This window comes from Paenibacillus mesotrionivorans (genome assembly GCF_046098205.1).
In the GTDB taxonomy this organism is placed as follows: Bacteria; Bacillota; Bacilli; order Paenibacillales; family NBRC-103111; genus Paenibacillus_AR; species Paenibacillus_AR mesotrionivorans.
This window is the reverse complement of sequence record NZ_JBJURJ010000016.1, coordinates 111,492-132,689: the sequence shown is the minus strand read 5'-3', so window position 1 is coordinate 132,689 and position 21,198 is coordinate 111,492. Positions and strand designations below refer to the sequence as shown.

Here is a 21,198-nt window from a genome sequence, read left to right as displayed (position 1 = left end):
TGCAGGGAGAATATCCGTGTTGGGAAAAAGGATTCCTGTTTCAGGCCGCTTATTCGGAGTTATTCTGATATTTATCTCCAGTTTATTCTTTATGCTGATACAGGGCGGCGAGCTTGCTGCCATGATTTTCATTATCGTTGCCGCAGTGTGTCTCTATCTGATATTCAGCTGCTGGAGCGGCATCTCACGGGCGGGGATCGTCCGGACCTTCCCGGACGCCGGCCATAACACTCTTATGGAAGCGGGGACACCTCTTAGCGTAAGCCTCCTGATGCAGCTTCCGGGGTATTGGCCCCTCCCTTACCTTCATGTGAAGGAACGGCTGGTCCGCCGGGACGGGGGAGAAGAAGCGGTGGAAACCTTACTTGTTCCCGGCTGGAAGCGGAGAACGGAGGTTACCTACCGTACATCGCCGCTTGCGAGAGGGTTCTACAGCTTCGCAGATACGGAATGTACAACCGGAGATATCTTCGGCTTGTTCCAGCAGCACAGCCGTTTCGAGTTGACGGATACCATTGCAGTGCTGCCGCAAAAGGTGCATATCCGGGAATGGAAGCAATTAACCCGGATGTTCCAAGGCGGCCGCCATTCTTCCGCAATGGCCCGTTATACCCGGGAAACCATGCAGCCTAATGGAGTGCGCGAGTTTGTCTCGGGAGACAGATTATCCCGCATTCACTGGAATGCCACCGCCAAAACCGGCGCCTGGAAAACAAGAGAATTCGAGCGGGAGGCTGTCCCCCGGGTGATGATCATCCTGGACAGGGATAAACAAGCCTATCCCAGCCGGGAACATGTGGAGCTGGCTGTTTCCACGGCCATTTCCCTTGCGGATTATACCATCGGGCAGGGCCTGGCAGTGGGACTTCTGTCCGCAGGGAAAAGCTCCACCTATATTGAGCCGAAGCCGGGCACTGCCCACTTAAAAGGAATCGCGAACCATCTGATTGATGTGGAACCGGACAGCGGGCTGCCTCTGATGGAGGTGCTCCGGGAATGGGCAAGAGTCCTTGTCCCCGGTATATTCCTGATTATTGTCTCCCCGCAGTCGGGCATAGCTATGAACCGGTCCTTGGCCTGGATCAAACAGCGTGGGATAAACGGCTGCCACATGTGGATTGCCCCCGGTGTGGCTCAGTCCGGCCGGGAGCAGTGGAGCGGGCCCTTGCGGGCAGCAGGGGCATGGGGGTATGCCATACCATCGCTGGATGAGCTTGCTCTTGAATTGGAGGACCGGATGAAATGAAACAGCAGCGATGGAAGAACAGTTTATGGCGGAATTGGCCGGAAGGGCTTTCGATTGTATTAACGGGTCTGTTTCTCCTGCAGTATGTCCTATGGATGCAGAAGGAAGAGGGAGTTTGGCTGCCGGAAACCGTGACGGTTGTTAAGCTGACGCTCCTCTTCACCGTGTTGACCGAGCTGCTGGTTTTTTTGCCTTGGCTGCTCCGGCAGGTGCTGCAGCTAACGTTCCTTTTCACGATTACCGGCTATATGACCGGCTATGCTCCTGTCTGGCGGAAGCCGGTGGAGCTTACGGACACCGTTCTGCTGATTCAAGAGAATTTTATTCCGTTGGAGCCCTTCATCTGGTTTGCTTTATCCGCATGGCTGATCACCTTGTTTGCGCTCACCATGATGAAGACAAAGAAGCTGGTTATCAGTGCGTTGGTTGTCACTGTTTTTATTTTTGCGGTCCGTGATTCTGTCGGCACTCTTGATCTCCGGGGAGAGGCAGGGGCGGTGATATTCTCCGGCCTGCTGCTTACCATCCTCTGTTTTGCTGCCGAATTGAAAAAAAACAATCCGGAAGGCGGACCGCAGGTTTCCCGTTATGTCCCTTTTATTACGCTGCCTGCGGCCATTCTTCTAATCCTTGTGGTATTTCTCGGTATGCAGGCTCCCAATGTCCGGCCAATGTTAACCGATCCCTATACCCTCTGGAATAACCTGCAAGCTAACCGCTCCTTCTTATCCGCCGGCGGAAATTCCTCAATCTTTACTCTCGGCGGAGGTGCCGTCTCGGGGTATGGCCGGGATGATTCATCCCTGGGCGGACAGCTGACCTTGAATCAAACGCCGGTGATGTCGGTGGTTTCACCCCAACGCAACTATTGGCGCGGAGAAACCCGTTCCCGTTATACCGGGGAAGGGTGGATCACCAGTGAGGTGGAGCGTGAAGCGTTGTTGTCCCCTGTCTCTGCCAGGCTGCCAGTGGCCTCAGGGCGGGAGTCGGATTCCTCCCGCCTCCAAACGGTGGAGGTGACCCAAACGGTTACCATGGCTGAAGTAGGAAAGGAATATCCGGTGCTTTTCGGCGCGTATGCCATTGACAGGGTGCGGAGCATCACAACCGATGGCCCGGGCGCAGACTTATCTCCGCTGCAATGGTCACCGCGGTTATCCGAGCTGAGATGGACAGGGAGCAGCCAGCGGATTTACCCGGTTTCCTATACCCTGACCTCGAAGATCCCGGTGGTAAGGGAAGAGGAGCTGCGCAAGCTTCCGGCGGCTCTCCTAGCCACTGCCGGGCTGGAGGAATATCTGGCGCTTCCTGAGTCACTCCCGGCCCGGGTAAGAGAGTTGGCCTTGCAGGTAACAGCCCCTGGGCAGAACCTCTACGACAAGGTAAAGCGGCTGGAGCAATATCTGGCAACTGCGTATCCCTATACAACTGCGCCTAACTTGAATGCTGGCCAAAGCAAGGACTTTGTGGACCGGTTTCTGTTCGAAATCAAGGAAGGCTACTGTGATTATTTCTCCACCGCTATGGCGGTGATGCTCCGCTCCATCGGCATTCCCTCCCGCTGGGTCAAAGGATTTGCGCCGGGAGAAGCTGTTGTGGAGGGAGAATATCTGGTCCGCAATTCCGACGCCCATTCGTGGGTAGAGGCCTATTTTCCCGGGTACGGCTGGCTTCCGTTCGAGCCGACATCAGGCTTCTCTCTGCCAGTTAATGGTTTGGAAGCGGATGTGGCCGCGGAGCCGGTGCCGGAGGTTTCGACAGAGCCGGAAGCGTCCAGCGCACCGGAGCTGCCTGATTCCGCTGAACCGGCTTCAGCTGCTGCTGACCATAATAGCCGGGGCAGCTTCCTTGGATGGGGAGCAGCAGGTGCGGCTGCAGCAGCCTTTCTTCTGAGCCTCAGTTGGATTTTCCGGCGGCACATCCCATTTTTGCGGAGCATCCGGCCCCCCACCGGCCATTTGAATACAAACCGGCGGGTTTTGCTGGAAGTGGAGCGTTTCCTGCGCGATGCCAGACGCAGAGGCTATTCCCGCAAGGAGCATGAGACCGTAAGGGAAGCCGTTCAGCGTTGGGGCAATGAAGGGAATGGGGCAGAGCCGGACGATGTTGAAGCACTTCTGCTGCTGTTTGAGAAAGCCAAGTACAGTGATTTGCCGGTTACGGAAGAGGAGCTTACCGCACTGACCATGAGGATGCAGGAAATCAGGGAGCGGTGGAAAAAAGGAGGAGTTCAGACCGATGTTAAAGCATGATAACAGGAAATGGATGCTGGCGGCCTTTTGGACAGGGATTCTGATGATCGCCCTGCTATTATTCTATAATCTGTAAATGGATGGGCCCGCGTATAGCGGGCTTTTTTATTGGCGGGCAGCAGCGGATCAGCAGCACAAGCAGTGCCTTCCGGAAGAGCAGCTCCTCAAACCACACGGACTTCAAGCTCCACCAGCCGGCCTTCAAAAAATCAGACCACCGGTAACCGGAGTTTAGTTCCCAACCTGCGGAGGTGATGGTGGACTCTGTCCATTGGACAACCACATAAACGGCGACTCCAAGGAATAAAGCAAATGCAAATTGCTGTAAGCACGCCAACAGGTTTGTAACCCAGTACGGACAAGGGCTGCTTGACCGTAAATCGGAGCAACACCCATGATAACAGTAGAATATCGATAATGCCGATCATAAAAAACGCTCCTTCAGTTATAAAGTATGGGCTTTATACGCAGGGTGGAGGAACGGGTTTCCACTTCATCCGTACACGGTACTTGATCCTCACCTTTAAATGAGGTATATTGTTTTTACATTGACATTACCGCAGGTCTAAAAAAGGAGGAGCTATGTCACCTCGTACCAAGGAACAGAATGATGCCATCCGGGAAATGCGGATGAGCCAAATTATGCAAGCGGCGGCAGACATCTATTTGGAGAAGGGCATTCATCTGGAGATCCGGGATGTTGCCATGAAGGCGGAGCTGGGTTACGGAACGGTGTATCATTATTATAAGAATAAGCACATGCTTCTTGAGGATTTGCTGTGGGATGCCCTGGCTCGAACGGAGGAGGCCGTTGCCCCCGTCTTGACGGGCGAGGGGAATTCGTTGAAGCGCGCAGCGTCCTTCTCCAGACTGCTCCTGAAGGCATGTATTCAGGATCCTTCCGTATTTATTCTGCTCAAAACCGTTGCGGACAATTTCCATCACTTCCCGGGGAACCGGTTCATCAAGCTGTTTGAGAATTTCCAGGAACGGATTTACCTGCCGTTTGCGGGAATGATCCTGGAGGGAACCGGGTCTGATGCGTCGCCGGAGAAAACTGCGAATCAGATATTTGGCTCATTAGTTGGGTGCGCCGCCTTGAACATCCATCACAATATGCGCCATGAGATGGATGTGGACGGCATCGTCAGTATGATTTTTTCAGGCATACAGCAGAAGGGGAGTTTTGAATGGTTATCCTGAAATCAAAAGCAGAGATTGAGGATATGAAAAAAGCGGGCGGCATCGTTGCAGCGTTCCATCAGGCGATTGCCGGGATGATCCGACCTGGGATTACGACCCACGAGATCGAGTCATTTGCAGTGCGGTTCCTGAAGGAACATAACGCCCGGGCGTATACCGTTGGTTATAACGGCTATCCGTTTGCCACCTGCGCATCAGTCAACGATGTGATTGCCCACGGGTTTCCCAACCGGAAGCCTCTGCAGGAGGGTGATATTGTCAAAATTGACATCGTCGCGGAGGCGGACGGGTGGATCGGCGATTCGGCATGGTGTTATGCGGTAGGTGAAATATCGGAGGAAGCCCGTAAGCTGATGCGGGTGACCAAGGAATGTTTGTATCGGGGTATCGAAAAAGCGGTTCCCGGAAACCGGATCGGCGATGTGATGCACGCGGTTCAATCCCATGCCGAGCAAAACGGCTTCTCCGTGGTGCGCGATCTGCTTGGCCATGGAGTCGGAAGGGCGATGCATGAGGAGCCGAGTTATCCCCATGTGGGGTACCCGGGCAAAGGCTTCCGGCTGAAGGAAGGCATGGTGTTCACCATCGAGCCCATGCTGAATGCGGGGAAAGCAGCCATGAAGGTGGATGCCGACGGATGGACCGCCCGAACCGTAGACGGTTCGTTATCCGCACAGTACGAGCATACCATCGCGGTAACGGCAGAGGGCCCGATTATTTTAACGGAGCAAAAGTAAACAAGCACCACACACAAATTACAGTCCGCATGGCCGCAGAAATGCGGCTTTTTTGCGTTTGCGGGGGCAAACACAGCCCCTAGTGATACTGAGATGCGTAGGCTGTAGTCCTAACGGAAGTGAGAGCCGCTATTTGCCCCAAATCGGGGGCCTGCAAAATCTAACGGAAGCAGGAGACGCTATTGGGCTCAAAAAGGCCTCCCGGAGGAACATTTTACCGAAATAGCGGCTGTGGCCGCCGTTAGATTTTGGGAAGGGCTGTTTTCTCGAAAATAGAGGCTTATACGTCCGTTAGAAGCTCTCACAAGAAAATCCAACTTTCCAACAAAAAAACCACACTTCTTGGAAGCGGCTGCATCATCTCCATCAAGAATTTGCAAAAAAACGGATATGAAACTCCGTATACATGCCTATGAAAGCGGTTTATTATGAAGCTACACCAGATATGGTGATCCAAAAGGGAGGTAATCCTCACTATGAAACCCATCAAGGCAGCAGGGCTTATTATGGCTTCGGTGCTTATGTTATTATCGGCGGCATGCGGCAGCTCAGACAGCAAACCGGCTAACGCTGGCGAGTCCTCAGCTGCACCGACACAAGCTGCAGCAGCGACCAAAGCGCCGGCGGCAGGCAAGAAAATTACACTGGGCTTTTCCCAGGTAGGAGCAGAAAGCGGCTGGAGAACGGCGAACTCCAAGTCGGTTCAGGATGCGGCCAAGGATGCCGGCTTTGACCTGAAATTCTCCGACGCCCAGCAAAAACAGGAAAACCAGATCAAAGCGATCCGCAACTACATCCAACAGAAGGTGGATGTGATTGCCTTCTCTCCGGTTGTGGAATCCGGCTGGGACACGGTACTGAAGGAAGCCAAGGATGCCGGCATTCCCGTCATTCTGACTGACCGGGCGGTGGATTCCAAGGACACCTCTCTGTACAAAACCTTCATCGGCTCCGACTTTGTAGAGGAGGGCCGCCGTGCAGGCAAGTGGCTGGTGGACACCTATAAGGATGCCAAGGAGCAGGTTAACATTGTGGAGCTGCAGGGCACAACCGGCTCGGCGCCGGCCAATGACCGCAAGGCCGGGTTTGAGGAGATCATCAAATCCAATCCCAATTTGAAGATCATCGCCTCCCAAACCGGGGACTTCACCCGGGCCAAGGGCAAGGAAGTCATGCAGGCGTTCCTGAAGGCCCAAAAGAAAATTGATGTGCTCTATGCCCACAATGACGACATGGCATTGGGCGCTATCCAGGCCATTGAAGCAGCAGGCTTGAAGCCGGGCAAGGATATTATCATTATCTCGGTTGACGGCGTGAAGGATGGTTTTGTCGCAGCCGGTGAAGGGAAGATCAACTTCATTGTGGAGTGCAACCCGCTTCTGGGACCGCAGCTGATGCAGGCTGTGAAGGATGTGGTGGACGGCAAGGAAGTGACCAAGCGCATTGTGACCAAGGAAGGTGTATTTACCTCCGAGGATGCCAAACGCGAGCTGCCTAACCGCCAGTATTAAGTGGTGCTAAACCAATATCGGGCCGTTCTGTACAATTGGGCAAGCGTATAGGCGGCCTGATTTTTTTGGGAGGAGGAACAGAGGGACATGAAGGAGCAGCAGCCATTGCTGAGCATGAAAGGGATTCATAAGGAATTTCCCGGTGTTAAGGCGCTTACCGGTGTGGACTTCCGGCTGTTTGCCGGAGAGGTTCATGCGCTGATGGGAGAGAATGGCGCAGGTAAGTCCACGTTAATCAAGGTGCTGACAGGGGTATATTCCATTGATCAGGGTACAGTGGAGCTGGACTCCACGCCCATCCGAATCGCCAGTCCGCATGATGCACAGGAGGCGGGGATCAGTACGGTGTATCAGGAGATTAACCTGTGCCCCAATTTGTCCGTTGCGGAGAATATCTATATCGGGCGTGAACCGCGCCGCTGGGGCCGCATTCTATGGAAGGACATGAACCGCAATGCGGAGCAGCTGCTGAAGAAACGGTTAAATCTGGAGATCGATGTTACCCAGCCGCTGGAGCATTATTCTGTGGCCGTGCAGCAGCTGATTGCCATTGCCAGAGCCGTCAGTATCTCCGCCAAGGTGCTCATTCTGGATGAACCTACCTCCAGTCTCGACCGGGGGGAGGTCGTGCAGCTTTTTTCTGTTATGACTCGCCTGAAGAATGAAGGGCTGGCGATTCTGTTCGTGACCCACTTTTTGGACCAGGTATACGAAATTTCGGATCGGATAACCATTCTTCGGAACGGAGAATTAATAGGGGAGCACCTGGCCAAGGAGCTGCCCCGGATAGATCTGGTGTCGAAGATGATCGGGAAGGATATGAAGCTGCTGGAGGAGCTGCCCAAGGCTCCGGAGTCGGGTCAAAGCCGGACTGAGGTTTTACTGCACGCGGTGAATCTGGGCAGGAAGGGCGCTATCGAACCGGTGGAGCTTACGATTCATCAGGGAGAGGTGGTAGGCCTTGCAGGCCTGTTGGGGTCGGGAAGAACAGAGCTGGCCAGACTCCTCTTCGCAGCGGACAAGGCAGATTCCGGGGAGATACAGATTAAGGGAGCAAAAACAGTGCTGAATACACCCAGACAAGCCATCGACCATTCCATCGCCTTTTGTCCGGAAAACCGGAAAGCGGAAGGGATTATTGATGAGCTTACCATTCGGGAGAACATCATCCTGGCACTCCAGGCATCCCAAGGCTGGTTCAAGAAAATCAATCGGATACGGCAGGTTGAGATCGCAGATGAATATATTCAGGCTCTGAACATTAATCCCCCCAATCCCGAGCAGCTGATCAAGAATCTGAGCGGCGGCAACCAGCAAAAGGTGCTGCTGGCCCGGTGGCTGCTGACCCGGCCCGGTCTTTTGATCCTGGATGAACCCACCCGAGGCATTGATATTGGAGCCAAGGCGGAGATACAGAAGCTGGTTATCACCCTTGCCCAGAATGGGATGTCCGTCCTGTTTATCTCCTCCGAATTAGAGGAGGTCCTCCGGGTAAGTGAGAAAATCATCGTACTGCGTGACCGTCACATGGTCAAAGAGATTACGGGCTCCGAGATGAGCCAGCACAATGTGATGAAGGCCATAGCGGGAGGGAACCAGAATGCATAAGCATCATTTGTTTTGGCCATTCGTGGTATTAGGGACGCTTCTGCTATTTAATCTGATTTATTCCCCTGACTTTTTCTCCATTCAAATGAAAGAAGGGCATCTATACGGCAGTCTAATTGATATTCTCAATTTTGGCTCCCCGCTGATTATTGTTTCCATCGGAATGACTCTGGTCATCGCCACCTCCGGTATTGATTTGTCTGTGGGCTCCATCGTGGCCATCTCTGGGGCTATCGCCTGTCTGTCCATCAGCAACGGGGGAGAGAGAAGCCCGTTCAGCCTTATGCTGGCGGCGGTTGTTCTGGCCTTGGTCCTGGCTGTTGTGCTGGGTTTATGGAACGGATTTTTGGTTGCGGCGGTAGGCATGCAGCCAATTATCGCCACTCTGATTCTGATGGTGGCCGGACGCGGCATCGCCCAGCTGATTACCAGCGGACAGATTATTACCATCTCCAACAATCCCTACAAGTATATCGGTGCGGGCTCATTGGCGACGCTGCCGTTTTCCATCTTTATTGTTGTGACTGTATTCCTGGCGGCTTCAATGTTCACCCGCAGAACAGCCCTTGGTTTGTTCATCGAGTCGGTGGGATGTAAGCCCGTGGCCAGCCGGCTCGCGGGTATCCGTTCCAGAACCGTGCTGCTGGCCGTCTACATGTTCTGCGGCTTATGTGCTGGCATTGCCGGCTTAATTCTCAGCTCCAACGTTTCCAGCGCAGACGGCAATAACGCGGGTCTGTGGTATGAGCTGGATGCGATTCTGGCGGTAGTGATCGGCGGCACCTCTCTGAACGGGGGACGCTTCTATTTGGCTGGAACCTTGGTCGGTGCGCTGATTATCCAAACCTTAACCACGACGATTTACATGATCGGGGTTCCTCCTGAGATTACGCTGGTTGTCAAAGCTTTGGTTGTCCTCATTGTTTGTCTCATCCAATCGGAAACCTTCCGGCTAACCCTCGTTGCCCGCTGGAGGTCAAGGCATTATCCGGCTGAACGGGAGGTGAAGCAGCATGGTTAAAAAGAAGTATCTTCCAATAGTGGTAACGATAGGTTTATTTTCACTTATATTCGCTGTCGGTTCATTCCGGTACACCGGGTTTTTCAGCATCCAGGTGCTAATGAATCTATTGATTGACAATGCCTTTCTTCTCATCACAGCAGTGGGCATGACCTTTGTGATTATTACGGGCGGAATCGACCTCTCTGTCGGCTCTATGATTGCATTAACCACTATGATTTCCGCTGTGCTGGTCAATCACGGCTGGCCCCCTATGGTGGTGATTCCTCTGGTGCTGGCAACAGGCGCATTGTTTGGCTGGGGGATGGGGGCAGTGATTCATTACTTCAAAATCCAGCCCTTCATTGTCACCTTAGCCGGCATGTTTCTGGCCAGAGGGCTGTGTTATATCATCAGCATTAATACGATTACCATCGATCACGCCTTCTACCGGACGGCAGCCCAAACCAAGCTCCGTCTGCCGGGAGGGAATTTCATCTCCATCAGTGTGCTGATTGCTCTTGCGGTAGTTGCGGTTGGCATCTACCTGGCCCATTATACGCGCTTCGGGCGCAACGCTTATGCCCTGGGGGGCAGTGAGCAATCCGCATTGCTCATGGGGTTGCCCGTTGGCCGCACCAAGCTTAGGGTGTACATGTTCAGCGGCTTCTGCTCCGCGCTGGCCGGGGTGGTGTTTACCTTCTACATGCTGTCCGGCTACGGGTTACATGCCATGGGCATGGAGCTGGATGCCATCGCGGCGGTTGTCATTGGGGGGACGCTTCTCACCGGCGGTGTCGGGTATATTGCGGGAACCTTCTTCGGAGTGATGATTCAAGGTGTCATCCAAACGATTATCAGCTTCGAGGGGACGCTCAGCTCCTGGTGGACCAAAATTGTCATCGGGATTCTGCTGTTTTTGTTCATTCTGCTTCAGAAGGTGCTGAGCGAGCGCAAATGGGCGGAGCATTAGGTTGAACCGTCCAGGTCCTGCCCGGTGACCTCCTGAAAACGGGAATTGATCCAGTCCGGAATGGCAGTTCCCGCAGCGGCCTGCAAAAGAGTGCCGATGATCCGTTCCCCAAGCTGCTCCTCATTCTCCGATATCACCGCATGAATTTGCCCGTTAATCAGGGCTTCCTTTACCTCAGGCGTCAAGCCGTAGGAGAAGGCGAAACGCTTCAGACCCTGGGCCTTCCATACCAGGATGGATGTAGAGCTGGAGATAATGTCCAAGGTAACCAGCGCATCAAAGTGGGGGTGGTCATCGATCATAGTCTCCAGCTCCGCCAGGGCAAGCTCGCTTTGCCCGTTATGGTAACGAACCTCCAGAATTTGAACCCTGGTGTTTGCCTTGAGAAAGGCCAGCATCCCATCCAGCCGGGTTTGCTCCCGGACGGAATGCTCCAGGCCACCCTGGATCATGATCATTCCCTTGCCTTTCAGCTGCCTGTTGATCATTTCGCCCATCAGCCGGCCCTCCTGGTAAGCATCCGAACCGATATAGCTTGCCCGCTTGCTTAAGGGGACGTCGGCTTCGAAGCAAATCACCGGAATTCCCTGCTGGACAGCCTTATCGATGACGGGAGCAAGCTGCTCCGAGTCGATAGGGCTAATGGCGATGGCATCCACCTTTTGCCGGATCATATTCTCCATCATCAGAAGCTGCTGCTCCAGATTCAGCTCCGCAGGCGCCTTGACGATCAACCGGACCCGGTGCTGTCTGGCGCTTTCCTCCATATGTGTGGTAATCATCTCGTAGTAGGGATGTGCCATCGGATAGAGGATGCCCAAGGTAAGCGAACCGGCATTCCCGTCGTCCTCTGGCACGGGAATGGCTGATGCTCCGGAGGACGTCACAGGGGAAGGAGAGGAAGCCTGGCATCCCGGCAATAGAAGCTGGGCCAATAATAACAGCGATAGCAGGATTGCATACTTACCGTTCACGCAGCTTTTCTCCTTTCAGATTCAACCGAAACTCATCCTGAATATCGCTTTTTCTGAACTCTCGTGTGGTTTGCCCGGTGATTCGTTTGAACAAATTGGAGAAATAATGGGCATCGCTGTACCCAACCTGATGGGCAATTTCGTAAGAACGCCATGAGGTGGCTTTAAGCAGCTCCTTGGCTTTCCCAATCCGGATCTGGGTCAGATATTCAATGAAGGTTTGCCCGGTTTCCTGGCTGAACACCTTGCTCAGATGGCTGGGGCTGACCTTGACATAATCAGCGGCATCCTGCAGGGAAATGCTGTCTTGATCATAATGGCCCCCGATAAAATCCTTCACCTTGATCAGCATGTCGCTGTATTTATCCATCCGGCTCCGCCAGGACCAGAACAGCTCAGTCAGCCGGATCAGATATGCGCAGCAATCCTGCCATGTGCGGACGGAGCCAATCTCCTGCTGCAGCTGCGTCAGTACGTTGTCCGGTTCGGACACATGGTGGTACATGTCCTTGGCGGAGCGGAAGGCCTCAATGGTCAGATCGTTGAGAATGTAACAGCCGATGGAGGAGGTTTGCCAATTGATGGTTTTCAGGGCAACCGTATACTCCTCGATGAAGGCGGACAATTGTGCGGGCGTGCCCATCTTCAGGAAATTCACGAACCAGCCTCGTTCCAGAAAAAGCGCCGGCTCCAGCTGCCCCCTGGAATCCTCCCACATGGCATGGCGGTTTTGTCTGGAGAGTCTGCGCCAATGCATATCCTCCGCAGCATCCAGAAACGTAAGATGCACATGCTGGAGGCGGTCCTGGACAGAGCCGATGCCAATAGACATGGACAGGGAGGAGCTGTCGGGAATGGATGCTTGCAGCTCCTTGAAGGGCAATAGCTCCGACTGGAGCTGCTCCAGCGTGTCCCCTTTGAGAATCCAGACGGCTTCCGTTTTTGTTCTCTGGAATTGCAAAAGAAGGCTGTTTTCCTTCAAGCTGCTTATCTGATCCAATAGCTGCTGCTCCTGTTCCTCCAGAGGGGAGGGGGAGGTGCGCCCGGCATCGATAATGACTGCGTTATAATAGGCGGCGATAAGACTGACATCCAGGGTGGCGCTCAGGTGCATCGCTTCTACGGTTGTGATGAAGCCGCTGCACAGATCATTCAGCAGCTTATGGCGGGAAGCCTGGGCCTGGCCGGATTCCTTGCGCTCCCATTGCCGGATTCTGGCCTGCTCAGAATATCCGGCAGCAGCTGCTCAATTAAAGGGAGCGCCACTTCACCGTCGGGGGCATCGCCGCAATACATAAACCCTTCTGTGCGCCAATCAATGCTGTCACGGATCGTCTCCCGGAACACAATCTCATCATCCACCAGCAGAATCTTCTTCAACAATCTCCCTCCAGCCTGATCGGGACCGTAACGGTCACCTTTGTTCCTTGGGTCGGCCTGCTCTCCAATAGGACGCCGTATGCTTCCCCATAATACAAACAAATTCTCTGGTGCACATTATGCAGCCCGAATCCTCCCGATACCTCATTTTCCGTCTTCTCCGGGATCTGAAGCTGTCTCAGCTCGCCGCGCAGCTCCTCAAGCTTCGATTCGGGCATTCCCTTGCCGTTGTCTTCGACCACCAGCCGGATTTCCCGGTTTGCGGTGATGTGCCCGCTTACCCGGATTTGGCCCTTGCCCCGCTTATTCTTCAGGCCATGGTACAGAGCATTCTCCACCAGGGGCTGCAGAATCATCTTGAGAATGGGCAAATGGCGGATGTTGTCGTCCACATCAATTTCATAATCCAGGATGTCCCGGTAGCGGATCTGTTGAATAATCAGATAGTTTTCCAGATGCTCCAGCTCCTTGTCAACCGTGATCCAATCCTTGCCCTTGCTTAAGCCGATCCGGAAAAATCTGGATAGGGCCAGCACAACCTGAATCACCTGCTCCTTGCGTCCGGCCTCGGCAAGCCAGAGGATGGAATCCAGCGTATTGTACAAAAAGTGGGGGTGAATTTGGGCCTGCAGGGCGCGCAGATCCGCCTTCTTCAGCTCACGCTGCTCCCGGATGCTCTGGTCTAACAAGGTCCGGATTTTATCGATCATGGAATTGAAGCTTTTGCCCAGGTCGCTGATCTCATCCTTGCCCGTTGGGGTTACCTTGGCTTCCAGAAAGCCGGAGGCGGCCAGCTGCATCTTCTTTTTGAGAATATGGAGGGGCAGGGTGAGGCGTTTGGTCAGAAAATAATGAAGGGTAATGGCAAAAATAATGCTCAGCACCACACTGACAATAATCAGCTTCCGAATGGAATTGGCGTCATAGACAATTTCCTGCAGCGGAACGCTTCCTACGATGCTCCAGCCCGTAACCGGAGAGCGGTTGGCGAACACAAACCGGGGTTTGCCTGCCGTTGTATCAATGCTGTGCTTTTCCGTCCCTTGGATGAGAGGAGCTAAGACCTCCGCTTGGGGAAATAACCCGTTATCAGCCAATGCGGCAGGTTTAAAAATCGGCCGGCCGGCTTCATCCACAATATATAGAAAGCCGCTTTTTCCGATGGTGACTTGGTCGCAAAATTGCTGCACCGTCCGGTCGTCGAGATCAATGATCATGTAGCCGATCACCTCATGCGTCACCCGCTGCTTAATGGTGGATACGATGGAGATGTAATGATCCTTGTACCGGGAGCCGTCCAAGGGTCTCAGCGCAGATGCTCCCGACGAAGGAAGATTCAATACCGTATCGGTTTGCTTCAGGAGCGATTGAAAGGGGGGGCCGGAAATGGAAGTGAGGTTGACCTGGAACACGCCTTTTCTCTCGCTGATGCCCCGGCCGTAGGTATTAATCATAGTGACATTCAGCACATTGTCATTCTGGTAGGTTTGCCGGTAGGAGCCCATGGTTTTGAGAATATCCTTGGCGTTCCGGTAGGTATCATTCTGGGAGAAAAGGAACTGCAGCACACTGGGGTTCTTCTCCAGCTCCAGCAGCTTTCTTGTCTCCATGAACAGATTATCCATGTCCCGGATCACCTGGTCGGACAGCAGCAGAGTAGCGGACTTGCTGTTCTGCAGGAGCGTGTTGTACGATTTCTGGTAAGAGATGAGCCCTACGCTAATCAAGGGCAGGCAGGTTAAGCAAATAAACATTAGGAGCAGCTTGCCGCGCAGGCTGGAGGTTATCCGGCAAAAGATGGTGAGCATATGAAACCCCACTTAAGGTAAATATTAGTAGACTACTCTAGTAAATTATGAACGATTCCATTTTAAAACGCAATCATAGGAATTAAACGTATAATTATGCTATAATTGTTTCGGTTTTACATTTATATGGTGGTTGTGATTCAAAGGGGGGAACCGGTTGTACAAAACTCTCATTCTAGTTATTCTCGCCGTTGGCATAGCTGCGGCTCTTATAGGCTGTTCAGAGGACAAGGCTCATGTTTCCGATCAGACTCGGGCCACGGCTGGGGCGGGAGAGCAGCCTTTGGCTATATTGACGCCGGAGGGACGTATCATTACTTTGGGTTTTTCCCAGTTGGGCTCGGAGAGCGATTGGAGAAGGGCCAATACTCGCTCCATCCAGCAGGCGGCGGACGAAGCGGGCATCCGGCTGGATTTGAACAACGCGGAGCAGTCTCAGGAGAAGCAGTTTGAAGCCATCCGTTCCTTCATTCAGAAGAAGGTGGATGTAATAGCCATTGCTCCTGTTGTGAAGCAGGGCTGGGAGCCTATTCTTCTGGAGGTGAAGCAGGCCGGTATTCCCGTAATCATCATTGACCGGTTAATGGATGTGGAGGATCCTGGCTTGTATCTGACCTTCATCGGCTCGGATTTTTATCAGGAGGGACAACGGGCGGGCAAATATGTGCTGGATAAGCTGGCTGGTCACAAAGGGCCTGTAGGCATTGCAGAATTGAAGGGCACTGAAGGTTCCGCACCGTCCATTGACAGAGGAAGGGGCTTTCGGGAGGTCATCGGGAAAAGACCGGATATGGAGATTGTGGAAAGTGCCTTTGGCGACTTTACCTTCGATCAGGGAAAAAAGATCATGAGGGAAATTTTGCAGCGGCAGGGCAATCAGATCCAGGTGTTGTTTGCCCATAATGACGATATGGCATTAGGGGCATTGGAGGCGATGGAGGAATACGGGCTCAGGCCCGGTAAGGATATCATCATCGTTTCGGTGGACGGGACCAAAAGAGCCTTGGAGGAGCTGGTCCGGGGACGGATCAACAGCGTGGTGGAGTGTAATCCCATGCTGGGACCTGGGCTGATGCAGGCCATTCGGGAGCTGTATGATGGCCGCACCTTGCCTAAGCGCCTTTTGACGCCCGAGGGGATCTTTACAGAGGTTACCGCGGAGGGGGAAGTTCATCAACGGCTTTATTAACGGATGGAGGGTGGTTCACATGTACTTATATCACTATTTTGATCAAACGGTGGGTCCCTTCGTCAACTTGTCCGACCTGCCGGTGGAAGAGGCACAATCCGTTTTGAATACGATATAAGCGACAAAACCCAACTCCCAAAGTGCCCAACGGCATGAACAATACGTGGAGTACCGGCATAATTGCGAGGGGATCATCCATGAAACCATACATAAGTACACCAAATAAGCAGCTTAAGCGGAAAGAAAGGCAGACTACACATATGGTAATGGAAACGGAACGGCTTGTGATTCGACCCTTTTCGGAAAATGACTGGAGCGATCTGCACGATTACTTATCCCAGGAGCAGGTGCTGAAATATGAACCCGGTGAGGTAAGCAATGAAGAGGATTGCAGGAAGATCGCCAGGGAACGCGCACAGGGAGACCGTTTCGGGGCTGTTTGCCTGAAGGAAACCAATAAAATGATCGGGCATGTTTATTTTGAGCAAAAAGAACCTGCACAGTTTAAGACCTGGATGCTGGGTTACATCTTTAATCCGGCTTTTTACGGAAACGGCTACGCCACGGAGGCTTGTCAACGGCTCTTGAAATATGGATTCGAAGAATTGGGTGCGCACCGGGTAATGGCCTTGTGTAATCCTGAAAATGCAGCCTCATGGAGATTATTGGAGCGTCTGCAGATGCGTCGTGAAGGGCATTTCAAGAAAGCGGCTTTTTTCAGAACGACAGAAAACGGACAACCGATATGGCATGATGCGTATCAATACGCCATATTGAAGGATGAATGGATGATTAAATAAGAAGTTAGGCCAAGCCAAGAAATGAGCAATTTTTGACCACATATGGGCAAGAAATTACTTTTTGGAGCCCATAAATGGAACTATAATGTCCATAGATATCAAAAGAAAGGAATGACATCTATGAAGAATCAAAAACGGGCAAAAGCATGGGGGACCGTCCTGTTGGCTTCCGCTATACTTGCAACAGGATGCGCGCAATCAAAAGATTCCGGAGAAGGAAAGGAAGCGGTTACTTCATCAAATACGGACAAGCCGGCACAAGAGGGAACCACCAAAATCAATATCATGACGGTTTTGAATACCCCGGAAATCCCATCTGACAAATTGGAGAAAATCCTTGAAGAAAAGACCAACACGGATTTGACCTTCACTTTCGTACCGGACGGTTCGTACGGAGAAAAGCTTCAGGCTTCTCTGGCAACAGGTTCGTTGCCGCACATGTTATATGTCGGGAATAATAACTCCTTTACCAGTATAAGGGCGTCAATCAACGGCAATCTATTCTGGGAAATTGGCCCTTACCTGAAGGATTATCCGAATCTGAGCAAATTAAATCCCGATATAATGAACAATATCAAGATCAACGGAAAGATCTATTCGCTGTATCAGGAGACACCGCTTACACGGCAGGGGATTATCTACCGTAAGGATTGGGCAGATAAGCTTGGATTGTCCAGCCCGAAGTCTGTTGATGACATCTATAATATGTTGAAGAAGTTCAAAGAGTCGGGGTTGTCGACGATTCCGTTAGCAGACCGCAACGATCTGGTCTATGGTTCATTCAAGACGTTGAGCTCATACTTCGGAACGCCTAATAACTGGGGGGTCATCGACGGTAAATTGGTACCTGAGTTTATGACGCAGGGTTACGTTGATACCATGAAGTTCGTCAAGAAGCTGCGGGACGAAGGGTTAATCAATCAGGATTTTCCGGTAACGAGCAAAACGGATCAGCAAAACCTGATGTACACAGGGAAATCCGGTATGTACATTGGCTCGATGCCGGACGTAAATTCCATAGAGGAAAAAACACAGACTAATGTGAAAGAAGCCAAGTTTGATGTGGAGAATAAGATTGTTGGTGTGAACGGAAAACCGGGTATTTGGTCAGCCAATAGCTATGGTTCGCTTTTATTCCCGAAATCGACTATAAAAACCGAAGCAGAGCTCAAGAAGATTCTTGCCTTCTGCGATAAATTGTTTGATCCCGAAATTGCGAACCTGTTCGTGTACGGCATAGAAGGGACCCACTATACACTAAAGGACGGAAAGGTACTGCCGGTCACTGATACGAAGCTTCTGGAAAAAGAAGTCACCAGCTATTATGGGTTTACGTTGAATCGAACCACCAATATGAAACCCAAATATTTTGCAAGACAGGTAGCGGAAAAAGCGGATCAATTGACCAATGAGGCCATTCAATTCGCCATTACCGATCCAACCAATCCCTTGGATTCGAAAACCAATACAGAATCGGGTGCCCGGATTAGAGATATCATTAAGGATGCGACATTCCAGTTTATACTCGGCAAAATAGATGAAAAAGGATTCCAGGACGCTGTGAAAAAATGGCAGGATCAAGGCGGCAGCAAAATTATCGAAGAATTTACGGCTTCGTATAAAGCTTCTAATGGTTAATAGGATTAAAGATATTGAAGGATTTCCCGTATGCTTTTGGGCGGGAGATCCTTTAGTAATTTCCCGCTATATGGACTATTGTATAAAATACGAATTTTGTGTAAAAGTATATAAGCCGGATAGCGATAATGGCCACCGGCTTGTTTATTTAGCTGTTTGTTTTCAGGTTAACCTATTTACCCTGTAATGATCCTACTTCACGACTTCATGTTCAATTGTCCGCAATACATTACGAATTAGCTGCCATTGCCGCCGCTTTGGTCGGATGAACCGTACCAAACGGATGATGAGGCGGTGCATAAATCACATACAGCTTAAGCGGCTTTGCACCGTTATTAGTTAAATTATGCCATTTTCCTGCAGGAATTATAATGGCGTAGCCTTCGTGCGCTTGGGATTGAAAATCCAGATCTTCCTTGGAATCTCCCATTTGAACCAACCCTTGACCTTCTTCAACCCGGATAAACTGGTCGGTATCCGGATGAACCTCCAAGCCAATATCACTGCCGGCCGGAATACTCATCAAGGTGACCTGAAAATGCTGTCCAGTCCACAAAGTAGTCCGATAGTTGGTATTTTGTTCTGCCGCTTGTTCGATGTTGATGACCAAAGGCTCCTTGCCATAATCCTGCAGTGTAATCGGATGCTCCGGCATACTCGATCGATTCATATAATGATTGTAATAATTATAATGTGAATTTTTGTACGGATAATAAACGGTTTCGTACGGATAAAATGTGTAACCATATGATGGTTGGGAAAAACCCTGCATCTTGCTTCATTCCCTTCTTCACAGATACTCCATCATATGCCTACGATTTGCTCCGGTACCTTGCCCATTTTTATTATGCGGTTTCCACCAATAGCTTCCCCAGCATGTATCCCAGTAAAATCACCTGGATGATAAGTATGGCGGGAATCCCAATGTAGAAGGACGCATGTTTGGTTTTGTGGCGAAGCACATGCATGCCCGTATATATTCCCACCGATCCGCCCAATATGGCGGTCATAAACAGCTGCCGCTCCGGAATGCGGTACTTTTTGTTCCGGGCCCGGGATTTATCTGAACGCATAAACCCATAACCGGCTATATTGATCACCAACAAATAGACACAGACAACAATCCACATGCTGCTCCCTCCCTCCTGCTATCAGCTTCCATATCCCGCTAATTGGATTAATTCTTCCGGATGCTCGTAATGCAAGGCTCTGGCCAACGAATGCACCGCCTCTTGGGTAGGCACCCGCTCATCCTTGATCATGGATTGAATCAGTGAATAGCTGATTCCGCTTTTTTCCGCCAGCTTGCGCAGTGTCATATTCTCCTGCTTGCGCAGCAGCTCGATTTTTTGCCCGAAGGTCATTCTTGTCTCCTCTTTCTATCCGCTATTTTGATCTGCAGGATATAGTCCTGGTTATTTTCCTGGCTTCCCGGAGTAAATATATTGATTTTTAATGTACTACGATCTTTCCCTTCCCACAACACATTTTTTTCCTGTGTGGAATTCTCCTACCCAGGGTCGAGGACATCAATAAACAGAAAATCCAAACCGGGAAAAGTTCCATGTTTCTTGAAAAAATAAAAAAACAGCCTTGCGACAGGCTGTTTTACCCACTAATCTTACGCCTGAACAAGCAAAGGCCGGTCCTGCAGGTATAACTCCAGGTCGGGACTGTGGCCCTCCACGATTTCCTGAACGATTTTTTTGGCCAACAGCTGGCTGTAGACGGTGCCGTTATCCCCGTACGCCAGCAGAAAATAGCTGCCCGGCACCTCTGGATATTTGCCGATGATAGGCAGCCCGTCAGTAATTCCTCCATAAAAAGCGGCGCAGTAATAAGCCGGCTCTACCTGGATGGTGGGGAACAGCTTGTTGAATTCCACAATCAGCTGGTCTTTTTTGTGCATCAGCTTGCTGTCCCGATCTTCCGGATAGTAGGTATTGTCATCCAGGCCGCCGATGATAACACGGTTGTCCACCGTGGTCCGGATATAGATGTAAGGCCGGGCGGTTTCCCAGAGCAGCGTCCGGTTATACCAGGTGGAGAAATCCGCTACAGGCTGGGTGGTGACGGTATAGGTGCTGACAAAGGAGGCCTGTTTTTCCTTCCGGATATCCATATTTTCATAACCCGCGGCAAATATAACATATCGGGCGCTGACGTGATACCCCGTTTTTGTCGATATGACGGTCCGCTTCAGCTTTTCGTCAACATGATGCCCGTTCATTCCAGAAAATTCATAAATCTGAACACCATGCTTAACCGCATATTGAAATAACGCATGGGTGTACTTGTAAGGATTCAGCTCCCCGTCATTATGGGAATAGATAGCGGCTTCACGGCTGAAGGGGTAATGGGCCTCCACCTGGCTTTTGCTCCAGAAATCGATTTGGATCCCGTGGCTTTTAATATAGGTATATTCGGCATGCAAACGTTCCACATCCTCCGGACAGCTGGCGGCATACAGGGTATCCCTGCGGCGGAACTCCACATCCATCTCCAGTTTACTGGAGGCGGCTTCGATATCGTCAATCGCTTCCTTCAGCAGCATGAGATGCCGCCCGGTATAGGCCTCCCCGAAGGTGTGGGCCAAAGAGGTAAACATCTTCTCCCCGGAATATTGGATCAGAGCAGTGTTGGTGCTGGTGCTCCCGCTTCCTACTCTTCCTTTTTCCAGAACAAGGGTGGACAAACCCTTCCCCGCCAGATAATACGCACATTGCGCCGCGGAGCTTCCCCCTCCGATAATGGCCACATCACATTCGGCATCCCTCTCCAAAACAGGATACGACGGGGCATCAGGGTAGGTGGTTGGCCAATAATAAATGCCGGATTGCATATTCATAATACATTCCTCCCGGAAATGACAAGGTTGG

General features: G+C 51.7%; 19 protein-coding genes. 11 read left to right on the top strand and 8 right to left on the bottom strand.

Translation table 11 applies throughout. From position 1 onward, the window contains the following. Positions 1-19 precede the first annotated feature (19 nt). The 8 genes from ACI1P1_RS22490 (at position 20) to yjfF (ending at position 10,530) form a co-directional block, all read left to right on the top strand. Complete coding sequence (locus ACI1P1_RS22490) at positions 20-1,246, top strand: DUF58 domain-containing protein (RefSeq protein WP_416218692.1); 1,227 nt, start codon at positions 20-22, stop codon at positions 1,244-1,246. Continuing rightward, positions 1,243-3,498, top strand: coding sequence for a transglutaminase TgpA family protein (locus ACI1P1_RS22485; RefSeq protein ID WP_416218691.1), 2,256 nt, complete (start codon positions 1,243-1,245; stop codon positions 3,496-3,498). Before ACI1P1_RS22490 ends, ACI1P1_RS22485 begins: the two co-directional genes overlap by 4 nt. A 582-nt stretch (positions 3,499-4,080) precedes the next feature. Further along, complete coding sequence (locus ACI1P1_RS22480; protein WP_416218690.1) at positions 4,081-4,701, top strand: TetR/AcrR family transcriptional regulator; 621 nt, start codon at positions 4,081-4,083, stop codon at positions 4,699-4,701. Further along, entirely contained in the window at positions 4,689-5,438 is a 750-nt protein-coding gene (gene map / locus ACI1P1_RS22475; protein WP_416218689.1) for a type I methionyl aminopeptidase, read from the top strand. Before ACI1P1_RS22480 ends, map begins: the two co-directional genes overlap by 13 nt. Positions 5,439-5,914: 476 nt before the next feature. After that, positions 5,915-6,949, top strand: coding sequence for an ABC transporter substrate-binding protein (locus ACI1P1_RS22470; RefSeq protein WP_416218688.1), 1,035 nt, complete (start codon positions 5,915-5,917; stop codon positions 6,947-6,949). Between the two features lie 87 nt (positions 6,950-7,036). Continuing rightward, positions 7,037-8,557, top strand: coding sequence for a sugar ABC transporter ATP-binding protein (locus ACI1P1_RS22465; protein WP_416218687.1), 1,521 nt, complete (start codon positions 7,037-7,039; stop codon positions 8,555-8,557). Beyond that, on the top strand, positions 8,550-9,578 hold the full coding sequence (locus tag ACI1P1_RS22460; RefSeq protein ID WP_416218686.1) for an ABC transporter permease: 1,029 nt from the start codon (positions 8,550-8,552) through the stop codon (positions 9,576-9,578). The genes ACI1P1_RS22465 and ACI1P1_RS22460 overlap by 8 nt, the downstream gene beginning before the upstream one ends. Continuing rightward, positions 9,571-10,530: a galactofuranose ABC transporter, permease protein YjfF gene (gene yjfF / locus ACI1P1_RS22455; RefSeq protein ID WP_416218685.1), complete on the top strand. Its 960-nt coding sequence runs from the start codon at positions 9,571-9,573 to the stop codon at positions 10,528-10,530. Before ACI1P1_RS22460 ends, yjfF begins: the two co-directional genes overlap by 8 nt. On the opposite strand, the gene ACI1P1_RS22450 is transcribed toward yjfF, so the two are convergent. The 4 genes from ACI1P1_RS22450 to ACI1P1_RS22435 are packed head-to-tail and all read right to left on the bottom strand — an operon-like array spanning position 10,527 to position 14,692. Then, entirely contained in the window at positions 10,527-11,504 is a 978-nt protein-coding gene (locus tag ACI1P1_RS22450; protein ID WP_416218684.1) for a sugar ABC transporter substrate-binding protein, read from the bottom strand. The two genes, yjfF and ACI1P1_RS22450, sit on opposite strands and share 4 nt — an antisense overlap. Beyond that, positions 11,494-12,618: a helix-turn-helix transcriptional regulator gene (locus ACI1P1_RS22445; RefSeq protein ID WP_416218683.1), complete on the bottom strand. Its 1,125-nt coding sequence runs from the start codon at positions 12,616-12,618 to the stop codon at positions 11,494-11,496. The genes ACI1P1_RS22450 and ACI1P1_RS22445 overlap by 11 nt, the downstream gene beginning before the upstream one ends. A 38-nt stretch (positions 12,619-12,656) precedes the next feature. Next, on the bottom strand, positions 12,657-12,884 hold the full coding sequence (locus ACI1P1_RS22440; protein WP_416218682.1) for a response regulator: 228 nt from the start codon (positions 12,882-12,884) through the stop codon (positions 12,657-12,659). Continuing rightward, complete coding sequence (locus ACI1P1_RS22435; protein WP_416218681.1) at positions 12,881-14,692, bottom strand: cache domain-containing sensor histidine kinase; 1,812 nt, start codon at positions 14,690-14,692, stop codon at positions 12,881-12,883. Before ACI1P1_RS22435 ends, ACI1P1_RS22440 begins: the two co-directional genes overlap by 4 nt. Positions 14,693-14,975: 283 nt before the next feature. Here ACI1P1_RS22435 and ACI1P1_RS22430 point away from each other — a divergent pair, with 283 nt between their 5' ends. The 3 genes from ACI1P1_RS22430 to ACI1P1_RS22420 all read left to right on the top strand — a co-directional run bounded on the left by ACI1P1_RS22430 (position 14,976) and on the right by ACI1P1_RS22420 (position 18,319). Continuing rightward, the gene (locus ACI1P1_RS22430) at positions 14,976-15,881 is read left to right on the top strand and encodes an ABC transporter substrate-binding protein (protein WP_416218680.1); all 906 of its coding nucleotides are present in this window, start codon (positions 14,976-14,978) and stop codon (positions 15,879-15,881) included. Between the two features lie 197 nt (positions 15,882-16,078). Then, the gene (locus tag ACI1P1_RS22425; protein ID WP_416218679.1) at positions 16,079-16,681 is read left to right on the top strand and encodes a GNAT family N-acetyltransferase; all 603 of its coding nucleotides are present in this window, start codon (positions 16,079-16,081) and stop codon (positions 16,679-16,681) included. 120 nt (positions 16,682-16,801) lie between these two features. Beyond that, a complete protein-coding gene (locus tag ACI1P1_RS22420; protein WP_416218678.1) occupies positions 16,802-18,319 on the top strand; it encodes an extracellular solute-binding protein in 1,518 nt (505 codons plus the stop codon). Between the two features lie 229 nt (positions 18,320-18,548). On the opposite strand, the gene ACI1P1_RS22415 is transcribed toward ACI1P1_RS22420, so the two are convergent. The 4 genes from ACI1P1_RS22415 to ACI1P1_RS22400 form a co-directional block, all read right to left on the bottom strand. Further along, complete coding sequence (locus tag ACI1P1_RS22415) at positions 18,549-19,091, bottom strand: cupin domain-containing protein (RefSeq protein WP_416218677.1); 543 nt, start codon at positions 19,089-19,091, stop codon at positions 18,549-18,551. 73 nt (positions 19,092-19,164) lie between these two features. After that, positions 19,165-19,449: a DUF1294 domain-containing protein gene (locus ACI1P1_RS22410; protein ID WP_416218676.1), complete on the bottom strand. Its 285-nt coding sequence runs from the start codon at positions 19,447-19,449 to the stop codon at positions 19,165-19,167. A gap of 21 nt (positions 19,450-19,470) precedes the next feature. Further along, a complete protein-coding gene (locus ACI1P1_RS22405) occupies positions 19,471-19,683 on the bottom strand; it encodes a helix-turn-helix domain-containing protein (protein WP_416218675.1) in 213 nt (70 codons plus the stop codon). Positions 19,684-19,940: 257 nt separating this feature from the next. After that, positions 19,941-21,167 (bottom strand): NAD(P)/FAD-dependent oxidoreductase, encoded by a 1,227-nt coding sequence (locus tag ACI1P1_RS22400; protein ID WP_416218674.1) that lies wholly within the window; start codon positions 21,165-21,167, stop codon positions 19,941-19,943. Positions 21,168-21,198: the final 31 nt, after the last annotated feature.